The sequence below is a fragment of the Flavobacterium sp. genome (assembly GCF_035292545.1).
GTDB lineage: Bacteria > Bacteroidota > Bacteroidia > Flavobacteriales > Flavobacteriaceae > Flavobacterium.
Window position 1 is genome coordinate 21,643 of sequence record NZ_DATDPV010000067.1, and the last position, 17,387, is coordinate 39,029.

Consider the following 17,387-nt stretch of genomic DNA (forward strand, 5'->3'; position numbering starts at 1 on the left):
TTTGGAATTACGAAATTACGCAATTCTTACTCAATTATGTAGTTGGAAATTTTAGCTTTCATTTCTTCTGAAAATGGCTCCGCTTTAATGGTTTCTTTATTTTCTTGAAAAGCAACGTTCACTAAAGTAACTTCGCCTTCTAAACAGGTTTTTCCCGCCTCATCCTCAAATTTAAAACCACAGGCAACTGAAGCACCTCCCAGATTTTTTACCCAAAGGGACTTGGTCAGTATTTCGCCTATTCTGGCGGCTTTTTTAAACTGTACTTTCAAATCTACTGTCGGAATACCATTAGTTTCATGGATTTTAGAAAACGGTCTCTCTAAAGCTTCTTCAAACCAATCTTCCACCAAATCATTAAGCATTTCAAGAAATCGCGGGTAAAAAACGATACCGGCATAATCGACATGTTTGAAACGTATTTTTTCTTTTTTTATAAAGGGTTTATTCATTTTTATTTCAATTTAAAGCGTTGGATTTTTCCGGTTTCTGTTTTTGGTAAAGCTTCTAAAAAACGGATTTCTCTTGGATATTTATAGGGTGCGGCCACTTCTTTGAACCAGTCTTTAATTATTTTTGCTGTTTCTTCTTTTGCGTTAGAATGATCTTTTAAAACGATATAGGCGCAAACCAACATACCTCGTTCTTCATCGGGCAAACCGATAACGGCACATTCTAAAATTTCTTCGTGAGTCAGCAATACGCTTTCCACTTCGATGGCGGCAATATTATATCCCGAAGAAATAATCATGTCATCGCCACGGGCAACAAACCAATAATAGCCATCTTCATCTTTACGGAAAATATCTCCGGTGATATTCCAGCCGTTTTCTACATATTCTCTTTGTTTGTCTTCGCGGTTTAAATATTTGCAGCCGGTAATTCCTCTTACGGCTAATCTTCCGGGTTCATTTGCAGGAAGTTCGTTTCCTTTTTTATCGATAATTTTAGCTTCATAACCAAAGACTGGTAATCCGGTTGAACCAGGTTTCATATGCTCTTCATTGGAAGAAATAAAAATATGCAACATTTCGGTGGCACCAATACCATCAATTATTTTTAAACCTGTGGCATTATACCAGTCTTCCCATACTTTTAAAGGTAAGGTTTCTCCGGCTGAGATACATTTGCGCAAGCTGGAAATATCGTATTCTTTTACTTTAGTTGTAATGATTCGCCAAGCAGTTGGCGCGGTAAAACAAATGCTGACTTTGTAATCCTGAATAGCCTGTAACAGTAAATCTGGAGTCGGTTTATCTATTAAAAAAGTAGAAGCACCGAAATACATCGGAAACAAAACCAATCCTCCTAAACCAAATGTAAATCCTAATGGCGGACTTCCGGTGAAAACATCTTTATTAGTCGGTTGAAGTGAGTAATTGGGAAATGCTTCACAAATATTTAAAATATCCTTGTGGAAATGTGCCGTCATTTTGGGTAAACCAGTGGTTCCCGATGTAAATCCAATTAAAGCAACACTTTCTGATTTGGAATGATAATTGGAAAAAGTTTTAGGCTTATCCTTCATTAAATTTTCTAATTCAGAAGGATTTTTTTCAGAACCGTCAAAAAAGCTGATTTTTTTAAGAAATGAAGATGCAACACCTTTCATTTCTTCCTCTAATGACGCATCGCAAAATACATGTGATATTTCGGCACAATCGATTATGGTGGTTAATTCTTTGGAACGTAATAAGGGCATTGTTGCTACTACAATTCCGCCCGCTTTTAAAATGGCAAACCAACAAGCGACCATCATTGGGTTATTTGCAGAACGAATTAATACCCGATTTCCGGATTTCAAACCCAAATCTTCCACTAAAACATGTGCGATCTGATTGGCTTTGTCATATAAATCCTGATAGGTCCAGGTAGTTTCAAAAGTCCGTAAACAAACTGAATTTCCATCACCTTTATCGATATGATAATCCAATAAACGCTCGACACAATTGAGCATTTCCGGTTGTTGAAATTCAGGTCCAGGATATATGTAATCCGGCTGTAACGTTACATTTGGTAAACTATCGTGAGCGAAATTATCTTCGTAATGTTTCATCCTTAATTATGATTTCTTATGGCTTTCCGGTTTCAATGCTCTTTTCATTCCTTCCATCATTTTTCGTTCAGCTCCTTTGTATGGATACAAATGTGAAATGCCTGCCTGATATTGATTTGGGATGTCATTCGTTTGGTATTGTTCATAAGCCTGGGCATTTCTGACAAAACTGGCGTCCAATAACAATGGTCTGCCTAAAGCCACCAAATCAGCTTTTCCGTTTAATAAAATGGTATTAATCTGGTCTATATCCTGAATATATCCAGTAGTAATTGTTGAAATATGGACGGTATTCCTTACTGCATCCGAAAAAGGAGTCTGCCACATTCTTCCTGTTTGTGGTTTTTGATTGGACACCGTATTTCCTGTAGAAACATTGATAATGTCGGCACCTGCTTTTTTAAATGCTTCACAAATTAGAAATACATCTGATTCTGAAATTCCATTTTCTGCCCAGTCTGTAGCCGAAATTCGAACTGACATTGGTTTGTGTTCAGGAAATACTTTTCGCATTTCGGTGAAAACCCTTAACGGAAATTTTAATCTGTTTTCAATGCTTCCGCCAAATTCATCTTTACGAATATTGGTTAAAGGGGATAGGAAAGAGGCTAATAAAAATCCGTGATGTGCCTGCAATTCAATCATATCAAATCCCGCTTCCTCAGCATTTTTTGTAGCTTGAACAAATTCGGAAACAATTGTATCCATATCTGCTAAAGACATTTCTTTTGGAACGGCCATTTTTTCATTGAACGCTATTGCTGAGGCTGACATTAATTCCCAAGGTTCTTCAATAGGTTTGCTGGCTCCTTCCCAAGGTTTTGTGGTTGCCCCTTTACGACCAGAATGTCCTAGTTGAATTCCGATTTTAGCCTGACTATTTTGATGGAGAAAATCAGTTATATTTTTCCATTTAACTACCTGTTCTTTAGAGTAAATACCGGCACAACCTAAAGTGATACGTCCGGTATCGGAAACTGCTGTCATTTCGGTTATAATCAATCCAACGCCTCCGGTGGCTCTTGCTCCGTAGTGGATTAAATGCCAATTGGAAACCAGTCCGTTTTCAGCGGAATATTGTCCCATGGATGACATTGCAATTCTATTGTTCAACTGCATTTTCCGCAAATGAAACGGCGTAAATGCGGCTGGTGTATTTTTATCAGTTCCTAATTTCTTATTGAAATCAGCTAAGACTTTTTTAGGAAATAAAGCATCCCGTATCGCTAGATTCTCGAAAGTAACTTTTTTAGAACGGGTCATTACGCCGAAAGCAAACTGCATAAAATCATGCTGATTGTTACGGTCCATGTTTTCGAACCAATCTAAAGAGACGTTGGCAGCGTGCTGAATCATTTCGACACGATTTCTTCTCAACTTTTCATATTGCTCAAAAGCGGCTTGGACGTCGGTTCTATTTTCTACTATGGCATCCGAAAGCGCAATGGCACATTCCATCGCTAATTTAGTTCCGGATCCAATAGAGTAGTGGGCAGTCGCTTTTGCATCACCCAATAAAACAATATTGTCTTTATGCCATTTTTCATTGGTAATTGCAGGGAATTGACGCCAGTGTGATCGGTTAGAAATCAACGAATGTCCGTCGAGTTCTTCTTTAAAAAATTCACTTATTTTTTTAATGGTACTTTCTTCGTTCTCCACTTCAAAACCAACTTTTTGCCAGGTCTCATCCGAACATTCAAAAATCCAGGTACTCATTCCTTTTTCGTATTGATAGGAATGGGCGACAATCATACCGTAAGGCGTTGATCTGAAGAAATAGGTAAAGGCATCTAACGGTTTTGTCGAGCCTAGCCAAACAAAGCGGTTTTTCTTTAGTTCAATTTTAGTTCCAAAATCAGATGCAAATTGGGTTCTGATTTGGCTTCCGATTCCATCACAAGCCACAATTACATCTACTTCTAATTTTGAAACGTCCTCAATAGTAGTCTCGAAATGGAGATTTACGCCAACTTCTTTGCAACGTTGTTGCAATAATTGCAGCAATGTTTTTCGGGAACACCCGCAAAATCCATTTCCGGAAATGCTTACAATATCCCCATCACGAGCCACGGCAATATCATCCCAATACGCAAATTTGCTACGAATTAAGTCGTAAGATTCGGTATCTCGTGTTAAGAATTCGCCTAAAGTTTCATCTGAAAACACAACTCCAAAACCAAAACTATCATCGGCTTTATTGCGTTCGTAAACATCGATTTGGCAATCTGGCATTGCCTTTTTTGTTAATATCGAAAAGTACAAACCTCCTGGTCCACCACCTATAACTGCTATTTTCATATTTGTAGTAATAACCCTTTCAGTATTTCAAACCCTGAAAAAGTGCATAAATATTAATTTCTTTTAATCGAGAAAATCTCTCCTAATTTTGAATAATTGGAACCCGCTAAACGTGCTACTGGTTTGTAGGTTTCGAGATTGATTTTAAAATCGTCTAACAATACGCTTTCATCCACATGAAACATGACAACTTTACCAATAATAATTGTAGCACCGCCAAATTTGTGATTTTCCAAAGTATAATGATGCACCAATTCACATTCCATTGTAATTGGACTTTCTTTTACTCTTGGAGGTTTTACTTTTATAGAAGCGCTAGGCGTTAAACCGGCCAAATCAAATTCGCTTTCATCCGAAGGAATGGGCTGCGAGGTGATATTCATTTTTTCGACTAATTCTTCGGTCACCATATTGACCACAAATTGCTTGGTTGCCAAAACATTGTTTAGTGTGTCTTTATTGGAGTCATTCGTACGAACAGTTGAAAACATGACATGCGGCGGATCGTCACCAACTGCATTGAAAAATGAAAAAGGGGCTAAATTAAGAATACCTTCCTCGCTAATACTTGAAATCCAGCCAATAGGTCTTGGAATTACGGCGCCAGTCAGCAATTTATAGATGGATTTTTGATCAATTTCCTGAGGATCGAATTGCATTGTAATTGTTTATTACAAATAAAATAAAAAAATTATCAATATCTAGTATGAAAAGTATTAAAAACGCTTTAATAATCTTTATTTATTTTAGAAAACCAATTTGTGATTAAATCATTTCTTTTAATTAGAATATAATATTTATCCAATAAAATTGAGCACTCCATAAATTTCAACCAATTTTTTTATTGAATTCATTTTTATATAAATGCTAATTTACTATATTTATGCAAAATTTATATATATGGAGATTTTATCCTGTCCAAAATGCCAAGACACTCACATCATAAAAAGTGGTGTGATTAATAATAAACAAAGGTATTTATGTAAAAAATGCAATTATTTTTTCACTGTTAATAAAATAGGGAAAAAGATAGACGATTATTATGTCACCAAGGCTTTGCAGTTGTATTTAGAAGGATTGAGCTATCGAGAAATTGAGCGTATCCTCGGGGTTTCGCATGTTACCGTAAGCAATTGGGTGAAGGCCTTTAAGATTAAAAAACCATCCCATGCCAATTATCATCCTACTTACAAGATTTTTAATCATTTAGAGTTGGTTGAATACTTAAAAAATAAAGAATCACTTTCTGGTGCAGGCATGATTATCACCGAGCTTGGTGATAAGTTTATGCTCATAAAATGGGAGCGATTTAAAGATTAACTATAGTAGTTTACATATATATATATCATTATTTTTTTCTTAAATAAAAAATTAGAATTTGGCTCCGTTAAAACCAACCATTTTACTAACCTACAATTTTGATTTATTTATGAAGAAAATTTATTTAATGGCAGGACTTCTGCTTTTATCTCTAAAAGGATTTTCACAGGGCTCGCCGGATTATGGCGCCGGAATGAAATTCAATTTGAACGATGATGGTTCAAAATATCTTAGAATAATTTCCTGGGCGCAGTTTTGGACCCAATATAATTCCGATCGCCCTTTGGATGCGAGTGGTAAAGAACAGGCTGATTTAGATTTTAGTGTAAGGAGAGCCCGTATTTTGATGTATGCACAAATCAACAAAGACTTTTTAATCCTAACTCATTTTGGATTAAATAGTCTGAATGCGAATTCTTTAAGTCCAACCGGAACCGGAGAAGGTTCCCAATTATTTTTGCATGATGTCTGGGCACAATACAGTTTAGGTAAAAACAATGCTATTGGAGGTGGATTGCATTATTGGAATGGGATTTCCCGTATGAATAATTCAAGCACCTTAAACATCATGACTTTGGATAATCAAAGACAATCTTGGGCTACTTTAGGTTTGTCAGACCAATTTGCCAGACATATTGGTGTTTATGCCAAAGGTTCTTTAGGAAAATTCCAATATCGCGTGGCTATTAATGAGGCATCAACCAATAATTTGCAGGCAACTGTTGTTCCAGTAAATAACGGTGCAGCAACTTATACCGGCAGAAGATTATTGGGTTCTAAAGAGGCCGGTAAAACATTTGCAGGTTACTTTGAATACGGCTTTTTAGATGCGGAAAGTAATTTTTTGCCTTACAAAGTGGGCAGTTATTTAGGAACTAAAAAAGTTTTCAATGTTGGTGCTGGTTTTTTCATGCATCCAAATGGAGCTGTAATTGCTGATAATGTGGGTGATTTAAGTGGAGAAAGCGTGTCGATTTTTGGAGTTGATGCCTTTTATGATGTGCCGGTGGGTACTAAAGGTTCTGCACTTACCGCTTATGCTTTGTTTCAAAGTGCGGATTACGGAAAAGATTTTAGACTTGGGACTACGTATGAAACCGGTTCAATGCTTCATGCGCATTTGGGTTATATGCTTCCGGGGAAATCAAAAACCCGTTTTCAACCTTATTTATCTTTCGATGATAGAAAGATTGATGCTTTAAATGACAAAGCTACGCAATTTGGGATAGGAGCAAATGCTTTTTTTAACGGACATCATTCTAAATTAACTTTAGAATATCAAACCTTAAAATATGCAACAAATAAAGCTGTAAATACTGTTACGTTACAAGCAATGATTTATCTTTAATAATTTAAAATTTAAGAAATATGAGTAATAAATCTACAAAAGGAATTTGGAAAGTTATTTCCGCATCCTCCATGGGAACAATGATTGAATGGTATGATTTCTATATTTTCGGAAGTTTAGCCGTTGTAATATCTACTAAATTCTTTCCATCAGAAAATCCAACAGCAGCGTTTTTATCCACACTGGCAACCTTTGCTGCCGGTTTTGTGGTTCGCCCATTTGGAGCCCTTTTCTTTGGAAGATTAGGTGATTTAATTGGAAGAAAGTACACCTTCATGGTTACTTTATTATTAATGGGTGGGGCCACTTTTTTGATTGGTTGTATTCCAAGTTACGAAACCATTGGTTTTATGGCACCATTATTAGTATTGGTACTTCGATTACTTCAAGGTCTTGCGCTGGGTGGAGAATACGGAGGAGCTGCAACTTATGTAGCGGAACATGCTCCGGTTGGTCAAAGAGGTTATTGGACTTCATGGATTCAAACCACGGCAACAGTAGGTTTGTTTATTTCATTAATGGTTATTTTGGCCACAAGAAATGTTCTTACTCCTGAACAATTTGATGAGTGGGGATGGAGAGTGCCATTTTGGGTTTCAATCATCATGGTAGGAGTTTCTTATTTGATTAGAAAAAATATGGATGAATCACCTGTTTTTGCAAAAGCTAAAGCGGAAGGAAAAACAAGTACCAATCCATTAAAAGAAAGTTTCGGAAATCGTTACAATTTAAAATTTGTCTTATTGGCTTTATTTGGAGCTACCATGGGACAAGGGGTCGTTTGGTATACCGGGCAATTTTACGCGATGAGTTTTATGAAAACAGTAATGTCAATCGAGTCATCTCAAGTGGATACTTTATTAGGAATCGCATTAATACTCGGAACTCCTTTTTTCATTCTTTTTGGATGGTTAAGTGATAAAGTAGGAAGGAAATACATCATGATGGGCGGAATGTTGTTGGCCATTTTACTTTACAGACCTATTTACAAAAGCATGTACGAAACTACTAATGTGGCAAATAAATCAGAAATTGTTGAAAAAACAAAACTGGTAGCCGTATTAAAAGAAAATAAAAAACAAACCCAGGATTCCATTTACACAACCACCAAAGAATATACTGATGGAACCACTTCATTACAAGTAAAAACGGTATCTTTAGTAAACGGAAAAGCGATAATTGTTGATGGAAAAGCGAAAGCAGAAACCAAAACAACCATCAATATCAACACGAGTGATCAATGGTCATTGATATTTTTAATATTTGTTCAGGTCTTGTTTGTAACCATGGTTTATGGACCAATTGCTGCATTCCTTGTAGAAATGTTCCCTGTAAAAATCAGATATACATCGATGTCATTGCCTTATCACGTAGGAAACGGAATTTTTGGGGGATTACTTCCGGCGATTTCCACCTATTTTGTAACCCATGCGAAAGATGCAGGACAAAACGAATTCTATCTTGAGGGACTTTGGTATCCAATAGTTATTACTTCAATATGTTTTGTGATTGGAATGATTTATATTGATAATACAAAGAATAATAAACACATCTAAAAATATATAATTATGGATCAGTTAAAAAGAGCTTTAGGAATGGTTTGGATAGCGTTAGCAATCGCTGCAGCCTATTTTTGCATCTTCGAATTTGGATTGCCAAAATTTGTATCTGGCAAACAAGAGGATTTAGTATTTGGAATAATCATACTTTTTGTGCTTACTCCATTGATTGTTTTAGGACTAGGAACCTTTGGTTATTATTCCTTAATGGGCGAATACGATCATTCAAAAAAATAGTAACCCCAATTAAAAAATATACAATCTCTGCCTTTATATAGGAGGGATTGTGTATTTTTATTTCGATATGAAAAAAAGACACGAACAAAAGTTGGTTATCCTTTCAATGCTAATATTATTAGCGTTGAATATTCCGCTTTTGCTATTATTTGATAGTTCGAAACCCCTTTTTGGATTGCCAATAATATATATATATATATTTTCGGCATGGTTATTTTCTATAGCCATGACCTACCTAATCATAAAAAGATACTATGAGTAGCATTGGTCTTTTATTGATTTTGGTTGTATATGTATCTATTCTTTTTTACATCGCGCATTGGTCCGAAAAAAGAAGCCATTCAAAATGGACGAACAATCCATATATTTATTCTTTTTCATTAGCAGTATATTGTACCGCCTGGACCTATTACGGTAGTATTGGAGTTGCAGCGGATTCGGGTTTAAGTTATTTCCCGATTTATTTGGGACCCATTATAATCATTCCAACCTGGATGGTGATCCTGAAGAGAATTATCAGAATTTCGAGAGTCAATAAAATTTCCAGCATTGCCGATTTTATTTCTTTACGATATGGAAACAGCCGATTCCTGGGTGCATTAGTTACATTAGTTTGTGTTTTTGGAATTTTACCTTATATAGCATTACAATTAAAATCCATTTCAGACACGTTTCATATTGTTACCAAAACGCAATCGAGTTCTAATGTTTTTACAGATACCACAACTTATGTTTGTATTGCATTGGCCTTATTTGCCTCTTATTATGGAACAAAATATGTAGATGCTTCTGAAAAAAGGCGCGGAATTGTAACCGCTGTTGCTATTGAATCAATATTGAAGCTCGTTTTCTTTATAATCATTGGAGTTTATGTAACCTATTTTGTTTATGATGGTTTTGGAGATATTTATACCAAAGCTTCGGTTCTTGAAAATTTTGACAAGAAGAATACCATTGGCGATATCACAAGCGGAATCAACTGGTTTTTTCTTTGCGTCTTGTCCATGTTTGCTATTTTTCTTTTGCCGAGACAATTTCATACGGCTATTGTAGAGAACAATAAAGAAACGCATATTCGAACCGCCATGTGGTTGTTTCCGTTGTATTTGTTGCTTTTTAATGTTTTTGTTTTCCCAATTGCCTGGGGTGGAAATATTCTTTTCGAAGGCAAAGGATTAAACTCGGATACTTATTCATTACTGATTCCACAGTTCTTTGACAATAATTTCCTGACTGTTTTGGTCTTTCTGGGTGGATTTTCGGCTGCAATATCCATGATCATCGTATCATCTATTGCCTTGTCAACCATGTTGAGCAACAATTTACTGATTCCGTATGGTTTTATTGGTTCGCTTCAAAATTCTTCACAGAAAAAAAATAGTAAAAGGATTGTAAATAGCCGGAAAATAGGGATTTTTTCACTTATTATACTGGCTTATGCCATATACCGAATTTTTATATTAGATTATTCTTTGGTTTCCATCGGATTGGTTTCTTTTGTAGTTATTGCCCAATTAGCCCCTTCCTTTTTTGGTGCCTTATTCTGGAGAAGAGGTTCTAAAAAAGGCGCTGTCACTGGGATTATTCTTGGCTTTTTAATTTGTTTTTATACGCTTTTGGTTCCGTATGCTATTGGGATTTCTGAATCAACCAGTCTTTTTATTCAGGAAGGTCCATGGGGAATTGAATTACTGAAGCCCCTTCAGCTTTTTGGACTGGATTATTTGGACCCTATTCCGCATGCCGTGTTTTGGAGTTTGTTCTTTAATATTATGAGTTATTTTGCCGTTTCTGTGAGTTTCAAAGGGAATTACAGAGAACGCAATTATGCCGAAATGTTTGTTGATATCGATAAATACATCACCAATCACGAAAATGCCTTTGTATGGAAAGGAACTGCTTATATATCAGACATTCAAAGGGTTTTACAGCGTTTTTTAGGAGAAGAAAGAACAAAACGCGCTTTGAACATTTTTAATTTAAAATACAATATCGATAAAGATATAACAACAGCTGATGCCCGATTTATCAAGTTTGCAGAGAATTTATTGACGGGACATATTGGTACGGCTTCCGCCAAAATTTTGATATCCAGCGTAGTCAAAGAAGACAAAATTACCTTAACGGAAGTATTGCGAATCCTCGAAGAATCAAAAGAAAATATCATCGTAAACAAGAAATTAACTGAAACCTCGAACGAATTAAAGAAAATATCCGAACAGCTAAAAAATGCCAATCAGGAATTAGTGAATAAAGACATTCAAAAAGATGAGTTTCTCGATACCGTTACACATGAATTACGAACACCCATTACCGCCATTCGGGCAGCCAGCGAAATTCTTCATGATGACGAAGACATTCCTGCAGATTTAAGAAAACAGTTTTTGCAAAATATCATTTCAGAATCCGATAGATTAAACCGTCTGATAGATAAAATTCTAGATTTAGAAAAATTCGAAACCGGTAAACAAAAGATTTATCTTTCTAAAAACAACATTTCAAAGACGATAGAAAACACTTTAGATTCAGTAAAACAACTCATTAAAAACAAAGGGATTACTGTAGAATTTTCGGATGCTTCCAAAGAAATAAAAGCCTTTTATGATGAAGAACGAATTATTCAGGTGATTCATAATTTATTGTCGAATGCTATTAAATTCTGTCCTCAAACAAATGGAAAAATTTCTATTGCAATCATAGAAAAAAATAATGCAGTGAAAGTAAAAATTCACAACAACGGCCAAGGAATTAAAGAAGAAGATTTTGAAGCTATTTTTGATAAATTCTATCAATCCCGAAATCAAAACGTAAAAAAACCAATTGGAAGCGGTTTGGGTTTAGCGATTTGCAAACAAATTATTGAACATCACAAAGGAAAAATATGGGTGGAAAGTACGGAAGGAAACGGAGCGACTTTTACCTTTACCTTGCCCAATTATAATACAACTGAAAACCTTTAAAAATGAAGAAAATTTTAATCGTAGACGATGAGCCAAACATTGTAATGGCATTGGAATATACTTTCAAAAAGAACAATTTTGAAGTTTTTATTGCTCGTGACGGACAAGAAGCGCTGGATATTTTAAAAAATCAACTTCCGGATATTATCATTCTGGATGTCATGATGCCTATGGTGGATGGTTTTGCCACCTTGGAACAAATAAAAGAAGACGAACGATTGCAACATTGCAAAGTCTTATTCCTTTCGGCAAAAAACAAAGAAAAAGATATCGAAAAAGGACTTTCATTAGGGGCTGATTTGTATGTAATCAAGCCTTTTTCCATCAAAAAATTAGTGGAACAAGTAAATGAATTAATTCAATAATTTAGACCTACAATATCATGAATTATAAAGATTTCTACGAAAAAAGCATCAACCAGCCCGAAGAGTTTTGGAAAGAACAAGCCAATGCCATCGAATGGTATAATAAACCTGGAGTTATCTTGTCCAAAGATGAAAACGGTTATCCAAATTGGTTCAAAGATGGTGAACTGAATATCTGTTATCTGACTTTAGACAAGCATATTCAAGACGGTTATGGAGATCAAATCGCTTTTATTTATGATTCTCCAGTTACCCAGACCATAAAAAATTACACTTTCAATGAAGCCAAAACCGAAGTAGCTAAACTTGCTGGCGGATTACTATCCTTAGGTTTAAAAAAAGGCGACACGGCAATAATTTATATGCCAATGATTCCGCAAACTGCTTTTGCCATGTTGGCTTGCGCGAGAATAGGAGTAACCCATTCCGTTGTTTTTGGCGGATTTGCGCCACATGAATTGGCGATTAGGATTGACGATTGTAAACCCAGAGCTATATTAACAGCTTCATCAGGAATTGAAATAGACCGTTTAATTGCCTACAAACCTTTAGTGGATGAAGCAATTGAATTGGCTTCTCATAAACCTAAAAAAGTAGTTGTTTTCAACAGAAAACTGGGAGCAAGAATTCCTTTCAAAAAGTATGATGTCGATTACGATGCTTTAGTTTATGGTTCAGAAGAAACTCCCTGCGTTCCTTTAAATTCAACTCATCCATTATACATTTTATATACGTCGGGAACTACCGGAAAACCTAAAGGAATTGTCAGAGATACGGGCGGTCATGCTGTTGCTTTAAAATTCTCGATGAAATATATTTATGATGTAAAAGAAGGCGAAACTTTTTGGGCTGCTTCCGATATGGGTTGGGCAGTGGGGCACAGTTATATTTTGTATGGTCCGCTATTAAATAGAAACACAACGATAATTTTTGAAGGAAAACCTGTCAGAACACCTGATGCCAGTACGTTTTGGAGGATTATTGAAGAACACAAAGTTAATGTGATGTTCACGGCGCCAACTGCCATTCGTGCCATTAAAAAAGAAGATCCAAATGGAGATTTCATAAAAAAATACGATTTAAGTTCGCTTAAAATTCAGTTTTTAGCAGGAGAACGCTGTGATGTAGCTACCTTAGAATGGTACCAACAACATATTCCCATTCCGACAATCGATCATTGGTGGCAAACCGAATCAGGCTGGCCTATGATTGCCAATATGATGGGAATTGAATATGCGCCGATAAAACCAGGTTCAGTAGGCAAAGCGGTATGTGGATACGATATTAAAATTTTTGGAGAAAATGGAACCGAATTAGGACCAAAAGAAGAAGGGTATGTGGTCATCAAATTGCCATTGCCTCCGGGAACTATGCTTGATATATGGAATGATACTCCACGATTTAAAGCGGGTTATTTGCAAAAATATCCCGGATATTATTTCTCCGGTGACGGAGGTTTCAAAGATGAAGATGATTATATTTTTATAACCGGTAGAGTAGACGATGTCATTAATGTTGCCGGACATCGCCTTTCCACCGCCGAAATGGAAGAAATTGTAGCTTCACATAATTCGGTTGCCGAATGTGCTGTAATAGGAATCAATGATGCATTAAAAGGGCAAATTCCTTTAGCTTTGGTAGTAATAAAATTAGGAGAAACGATGGAACATTTCCAATTGGAACAGGAAATTGTTCAATTGGTACGCCAACAGATTGGAGCTGTTGCTTCCTTACGAAATGTAGTCATCGTGCAACGATTACCAAAAACGCGCTCCGGAAAAATTCTCCGAAAACTAATGCGTAGTATTGCAGATGGTGATAACTTTCAAATCCCTTCAACTATAGATGACGAAAGCATTATAGAGGAAATCAGAGAAGTTTTAACGAAATATGAAATAGGGGTTTATAACCTAAAATAAGAATATATAAATTTATAAATAATTATGAGTTACTATAAAATTGACAGTTTAGAACAATACTTCAAACATTACAACAAATCAGTTCGCGAACCAAGGAAGTTTTGGGGCAAAATTGCAGAAGAAAACTTTACCTGGTACCAACAATGGGACAAAGTAATGGAGTTTGATATGGCTGAAGCCAAAATAAAATGGTTTACCGATGCAAAAGTAAATATCGTTAAAAACTGTATTGACAGGCATTTAGCAAGACGAGGGAATAAAACGGCCATCATTTTTGAACCCAATGATCCGAATGAAGAGGCACAACACATTTCATATAACGAATTATATGTCCGCGTTTCAAAAATGGCCAATGTACTTCGGGAACAAGGGATCAAAAAAGGAGATCGGGTTTGTATCTATTTGCCGATGATTCCGGAATTAGCGGTTGCGGTTTTGGCTTGCGCCAGAATCGGAGCAATCCATTCGGTAGTTTTTGCCGGTTTTTCATCATCAGCCGTGGCAACTAGAATAAATGACAGCGATTGCAAAATGGTCATCACTTCCGATGGTGGTTATCGTGGAAATAAATCTATTGATTTAAAAGGAATTATTGACGAAGCCTTAGAAAAATGTCCTTGTGTCGAAAAAGTTTTAGTGGCCAAAAGAACCAATACTTCGGTAAATATGAAAACTGGACGTGACCAATGGTTACAACCGCTTTTGGATTCGGCTTCAGACAATTGTGTTGCAGAAATCATGGATGCCGAAGATCCTTTGTTCATTTTATACACTTCCGGTTCAACCGGAAAACCAAAAGGAATGGTACATACAACAGCAGGTTATATGGTTTATTCCGCTTATACTTTCAAGAATGTATTCAATTATGAAGAGAATGATATTTTTTGGTGTACTGCCGATATTGGTTGGATTACCGGACATTCCTATATTCTTTATGGCCCATTATTGAATGGCGCAACGACCGTAATTTTCGAAGGCGTTCCATCGTATCCGGATTTCAGCCGTTTTTGGGAAACCATCGAAAAACACAAAGTAACCCAATTTTATACGGCCCCAACAGCCATCCGCGCTTTGGCAAAAGAAAGTTTAGAATATGTGCGAAAATTTCAATTAGAAACCTTAAAAGTAATCGGATCCGTAGGTGAGCCAATCAATGAAGAAGCATGGCACTGGTATAACGACCACGTAGGAGGGAAGCGTTGCCCAGTAGTTGATACTTGGTGGCAAACCGAAACCGGCGGTATCATGATTTCGCCAATTCCATTCGTAACACCAACAAAACCAACCTATGCCTCATTACCATTACCCGGAATTCAACCCGTCTTGATGGATGAAAAACGAAATGAAATTGAAGGAAATCAGGTTACGGGGAGTTTATGCATCAAGTTCCCTTGGCCTGGAATTGCCAGAACCATTTGGGGCGACCATCAACGTTATAAAGACACTTATTTTTCAGCTTTTCCAGGAAAATATTTCACTGGCGACGGTGCTTTACGTGATGAAGTAGGCTATTACAGAATTACAGGTCGTGTTGATGATGTCGTAATTGTTTCCGGGCATAATCTTGGAACGGCGCCAATTGAAGATGCCATAAACGAGCATCCCGCAGTGGCCGAAAGCGCCATTGTTGGGTTTCCGCATGATATTAAAGGAAATGCTTTGTATGGTTTCGTGATTCTAAAAGAAACCGGCGAATATCGTGATCGTGAAAATCTAAGTAAAGAAATCAACCAACATGTTGCTGATCATATTGGTCCTATTGCCAAGTTGGATAAAATTCAGTTTGTATCTGGATTACCTAAAACGCGTTCCGGAAAAATCATGCGCAGAATCTTAAGAAAAATAGCAGAAGGTGATTTTTCTAATTTTGGAGACACATCAACACTATTAAATCCTGAAATTGTCGAGGAAATAAAAGACGGAAAATTATAATTATTTGGAGCGAAAAGTTTGGGCACATTTAGAAATCATGTTCCCGCTTTCCGCTTCAATTTTTTTGTCCGCCAAAAGGCGAACAAAAAAGATTTCCACTATAATCGGGGCTAAGTAACTTATCATTTGATTTAAAGTATAAACCAAATAATAAATCACATAGCCTCTTTTTTATCTATAAATAAGCATATAATTATGTAAGTTTTTAACGAAAAAAAACTGCACTATTCTCAAGCCAATTTCATAAATTTACTTCCCTATGAATAAAATTGACGAAGTACTTATTATCGGTGGTGGTTTAGCGGGATTAACCGCTGCTATTCATTTGTCCAAAATCGGGCGTGATGTTACGTTGTTAGAAAAAAATGAGTTTCCAAAACACAAAGTTTGCGGCGAATATATTTCCAATGAAGTTTTGCCTTATCTAAAACAATTAGATATAAATCTGGCAGAATTGCACCCAAAAAACATAACCAAAATTGTATTTTCAACCGTCAACGGAAAGGTAATTAACGGTAATTTACCTCTTGGCGGATTTGGAATCAGCCGATATACGTTGGATGAATTTTTATATAAAAAAGCAATTGCCAATGGTTGTAAAATCATCCAGGAAACGGTTGAAACTGTTGTTTTTGAAGACAATCAGTTTACAGTAACTACTTCTAATAATAACGTTTTAAAATCAGAAATTGTAATTGGCGCTTTTGGAAAACGGTCTAATATTGACCAAAAATTATATCGCAATTTTATACAGAAAAAATCGCCTTGGCTGGCTGTAAAAGCTCATTATTCAGGAGATTTTCCAGATGATGTCGTTGGGTTGCATAATTTTAAAGGCGGCTATTGCGGAGTTTCAAAAGTAGAAAACGATGCTATTAATATTTGCTATTTAGCCGATTACAAAACTTTTCAGAAATATAAAAACATTGAAAATTATCAGGAAAATGTAGTTTTCAAAAATCCACATCTGAAAGAAATATTCAAAAATAGCACTTTGCTTTTCGATAAACCTTTAACGATAAGCCAAATTTGTTTCGAGAATAAAGAAGCTGTCGAAAACCACATACTGATGATCGGCGATACTGCCGGTTTAATCCATCCTTTATGCGGCAACGGAATGGCAATGGCTATTCACAGCGCAAAAATTGCTTCCGAATTAATAGAGAAATACTTTAATAAAGAAATCAGTTCAAGGAAAGCATTGGAAGAAAAATATATCTTGGAGTGGAATAAAAACTTCAAAAATCGGGTAAAAACGGGCCGAATTTTAAGTTCACTTTTACAAAAACAAAATCTTTCTGAACAACTGTTAAATATATTGAGTAAATTCCCGTTTTTATTACCCAAAATCATAAAGAAAACCCACGGAAAACCTATAATCTAAAATCAT

At 36.0% G+C, this 17,387-nt stretch carries 13 protein-coding genes; 9 read left to right on the forward strand and 4 right to left on the reverse strand.

The features are described 5' to 3' along the window. Positions 1-26: 26 nt before the first annotated feature. From VI621_RS11170 to VI621_RS11185, 4 genes are read right to left on the reverse strand one after another with little or no spacing between them, the layout of a single operon-like run. On the reverse strand, positions 27-452 hold the full coding sequence (locus VI621_RS11170; protein ID WP_324218470.1) for a thioesterase family protein: 426 nt from the start codon (positions 450-452) through the stop codon (positions 27-29). A 2-nt stretch (positions 453-454) separates the two neighbouring features. Continuing rightward, complete coding sequence (locus VI621_RS11175) at positions 455-2,056, reverse strand: AMP-binding protein (RefSeq protein WP_324218471.1); 1,602 nt, start codon at positions 2,054-2,056, stop codon at positions 455-457. A 6-nt stretch (positions 2,057-2,062) separates the two neighbouring features. Further along, on the reverse strand, positions 2,063-4,357 hold the full coding sequence (locus tag VI621_RS11180) for an FAD-dependent monooxygenase (RefSeq protein WP_324218472.1): 2,295 nt from the start codon (positions 4,355-4,357) through the stop codon (positions 2,063-2,065). Between the two features lie 53 nt (positions 4,358-4,410). Next, the gene (locus VI621_RS11185) at positions 4,411-5,016 is read right to left on the reverse strand and encodes a flavin reductase family protein (protein WP_324218473.1); all 606 of its coding nucleotides are present in this window, start codon (positions 5,014-5,016) and stop codon (positions 4,411-4,413) included. 241 nt (positions 5,017-5,257) lie between these two features. Between VI621_RS11185 and VI621_RS11190 the strand changes: the two genes are divergently transcribed. From VI621_RS11190 to VI621_RS11230, 9 genes are all read left to right on the forward strand, one after another. Next, positions 5,258-5,677, forward strand: coding sequence for an IS1/IS1595 family N-terminal zinc-binding domain-containing protein (locus tag VI621_RS11190; protein WP_324218474.1), 420 nt, complete (start codon positions 5,258-5,260; stop codon positions 5,675-5,677). 109 nt (positions 5,678-5,786) lie between these two features. Beyond that, positions 5,787-7,025: a hypothetical protein gene (locus VI621_RS11195; protein WP_324218475.1), complete on the forward strand. Its 1,239-nt coding sequence runs from the start codon at positions 5,787-5,789 to the stop codon at positions 7,023-7,025. A gap of 20 nt (positions 7,026-7,045) precedes the next feature. After that, positions 7,046-8,581, forward strand: coding sequence for an MFS transporter (locus VI621_RS11200; RefSeq protein ID WP_324218476.1), 1,536 nt, complete (start codon positions 7,046-7,048; stop codon positions 8,579-8,581). A gap of 12 nt (positions 8,582-8,593) precedes the next feature. Then, on the forward strand, positions 8,594-8,821 hold the full coding sequence (locus VI621_RS11205; protein WP_324218477.1) for a DUF6814 family protein: 228 nt from the start codon (positions 8,594-8,596) through the stop codon (positions 8,819-8,821). Between the two features lie 254 nt (positions 8,822-9,075). Further along, positions 9,076-11,781 carry a sensor histidine kinase gene (locus tag VI621_RS11210; RefSeq protein ID WP_324218478.1) on the forward strand — a complete coding sequence of 902 codons (2,706 nt, stop codon included), beginning with the start codon at positions 9,076-9,078 and terminating at the stop codon, positions 11,779-11,781. A gap of 2 nt (positions 11,782-11,783) precedes the next feature. Beyond that, the gene (locus tag VI621_RS11215) at positions 11,784-12,146 is read left to right on the forward strand and encodes a response regulator (protein WP_324218479.1); all 363 of its coding nucleotides are present in this window, start codon (positions 11,784-11,786) and stop codon (positions 12,144-12,146) included. A 17-nt stretch (positions 12,147-12,163) separates the two neighbouring features. Beyond that, entirely contained in the window at positions 12,164-14,065 is a 1,902-nt protein-coding gene (locus VI621_RS11220; RefSeq protein WP_324218480.1) for an acetate--CoA ligase, read from the forward strand. A gap of 24 nt (positions 14,066-14,089) precedes the next feature. Next, positions 14,090-15,997, forward strand: a complete 1,908-nt coding sequence (gene acs, locus VI621_RS11225) for an acetate--CoA ligase (RefSeq protein ID WP_324218481.1) — start codon at positions 14,090-14,092, stop codon at positions 15,995-15,997. A 259-nt stretch (positions 15,998-16,256) separates the two neighbouring features. Next, positions 16,257-17,381, forward strand: coding sequence for an NAD(P)/FAD-dependent oxidoreductase (locus VI621_RS11230; RefSeq protein ID WP_324218482.1), 1,125 nt, complete (start codon positions 16,257-16,259; stop codon positions 17,379-17,381). Positions 17,382-17,387: the final 6 nt, after the last annotated feature.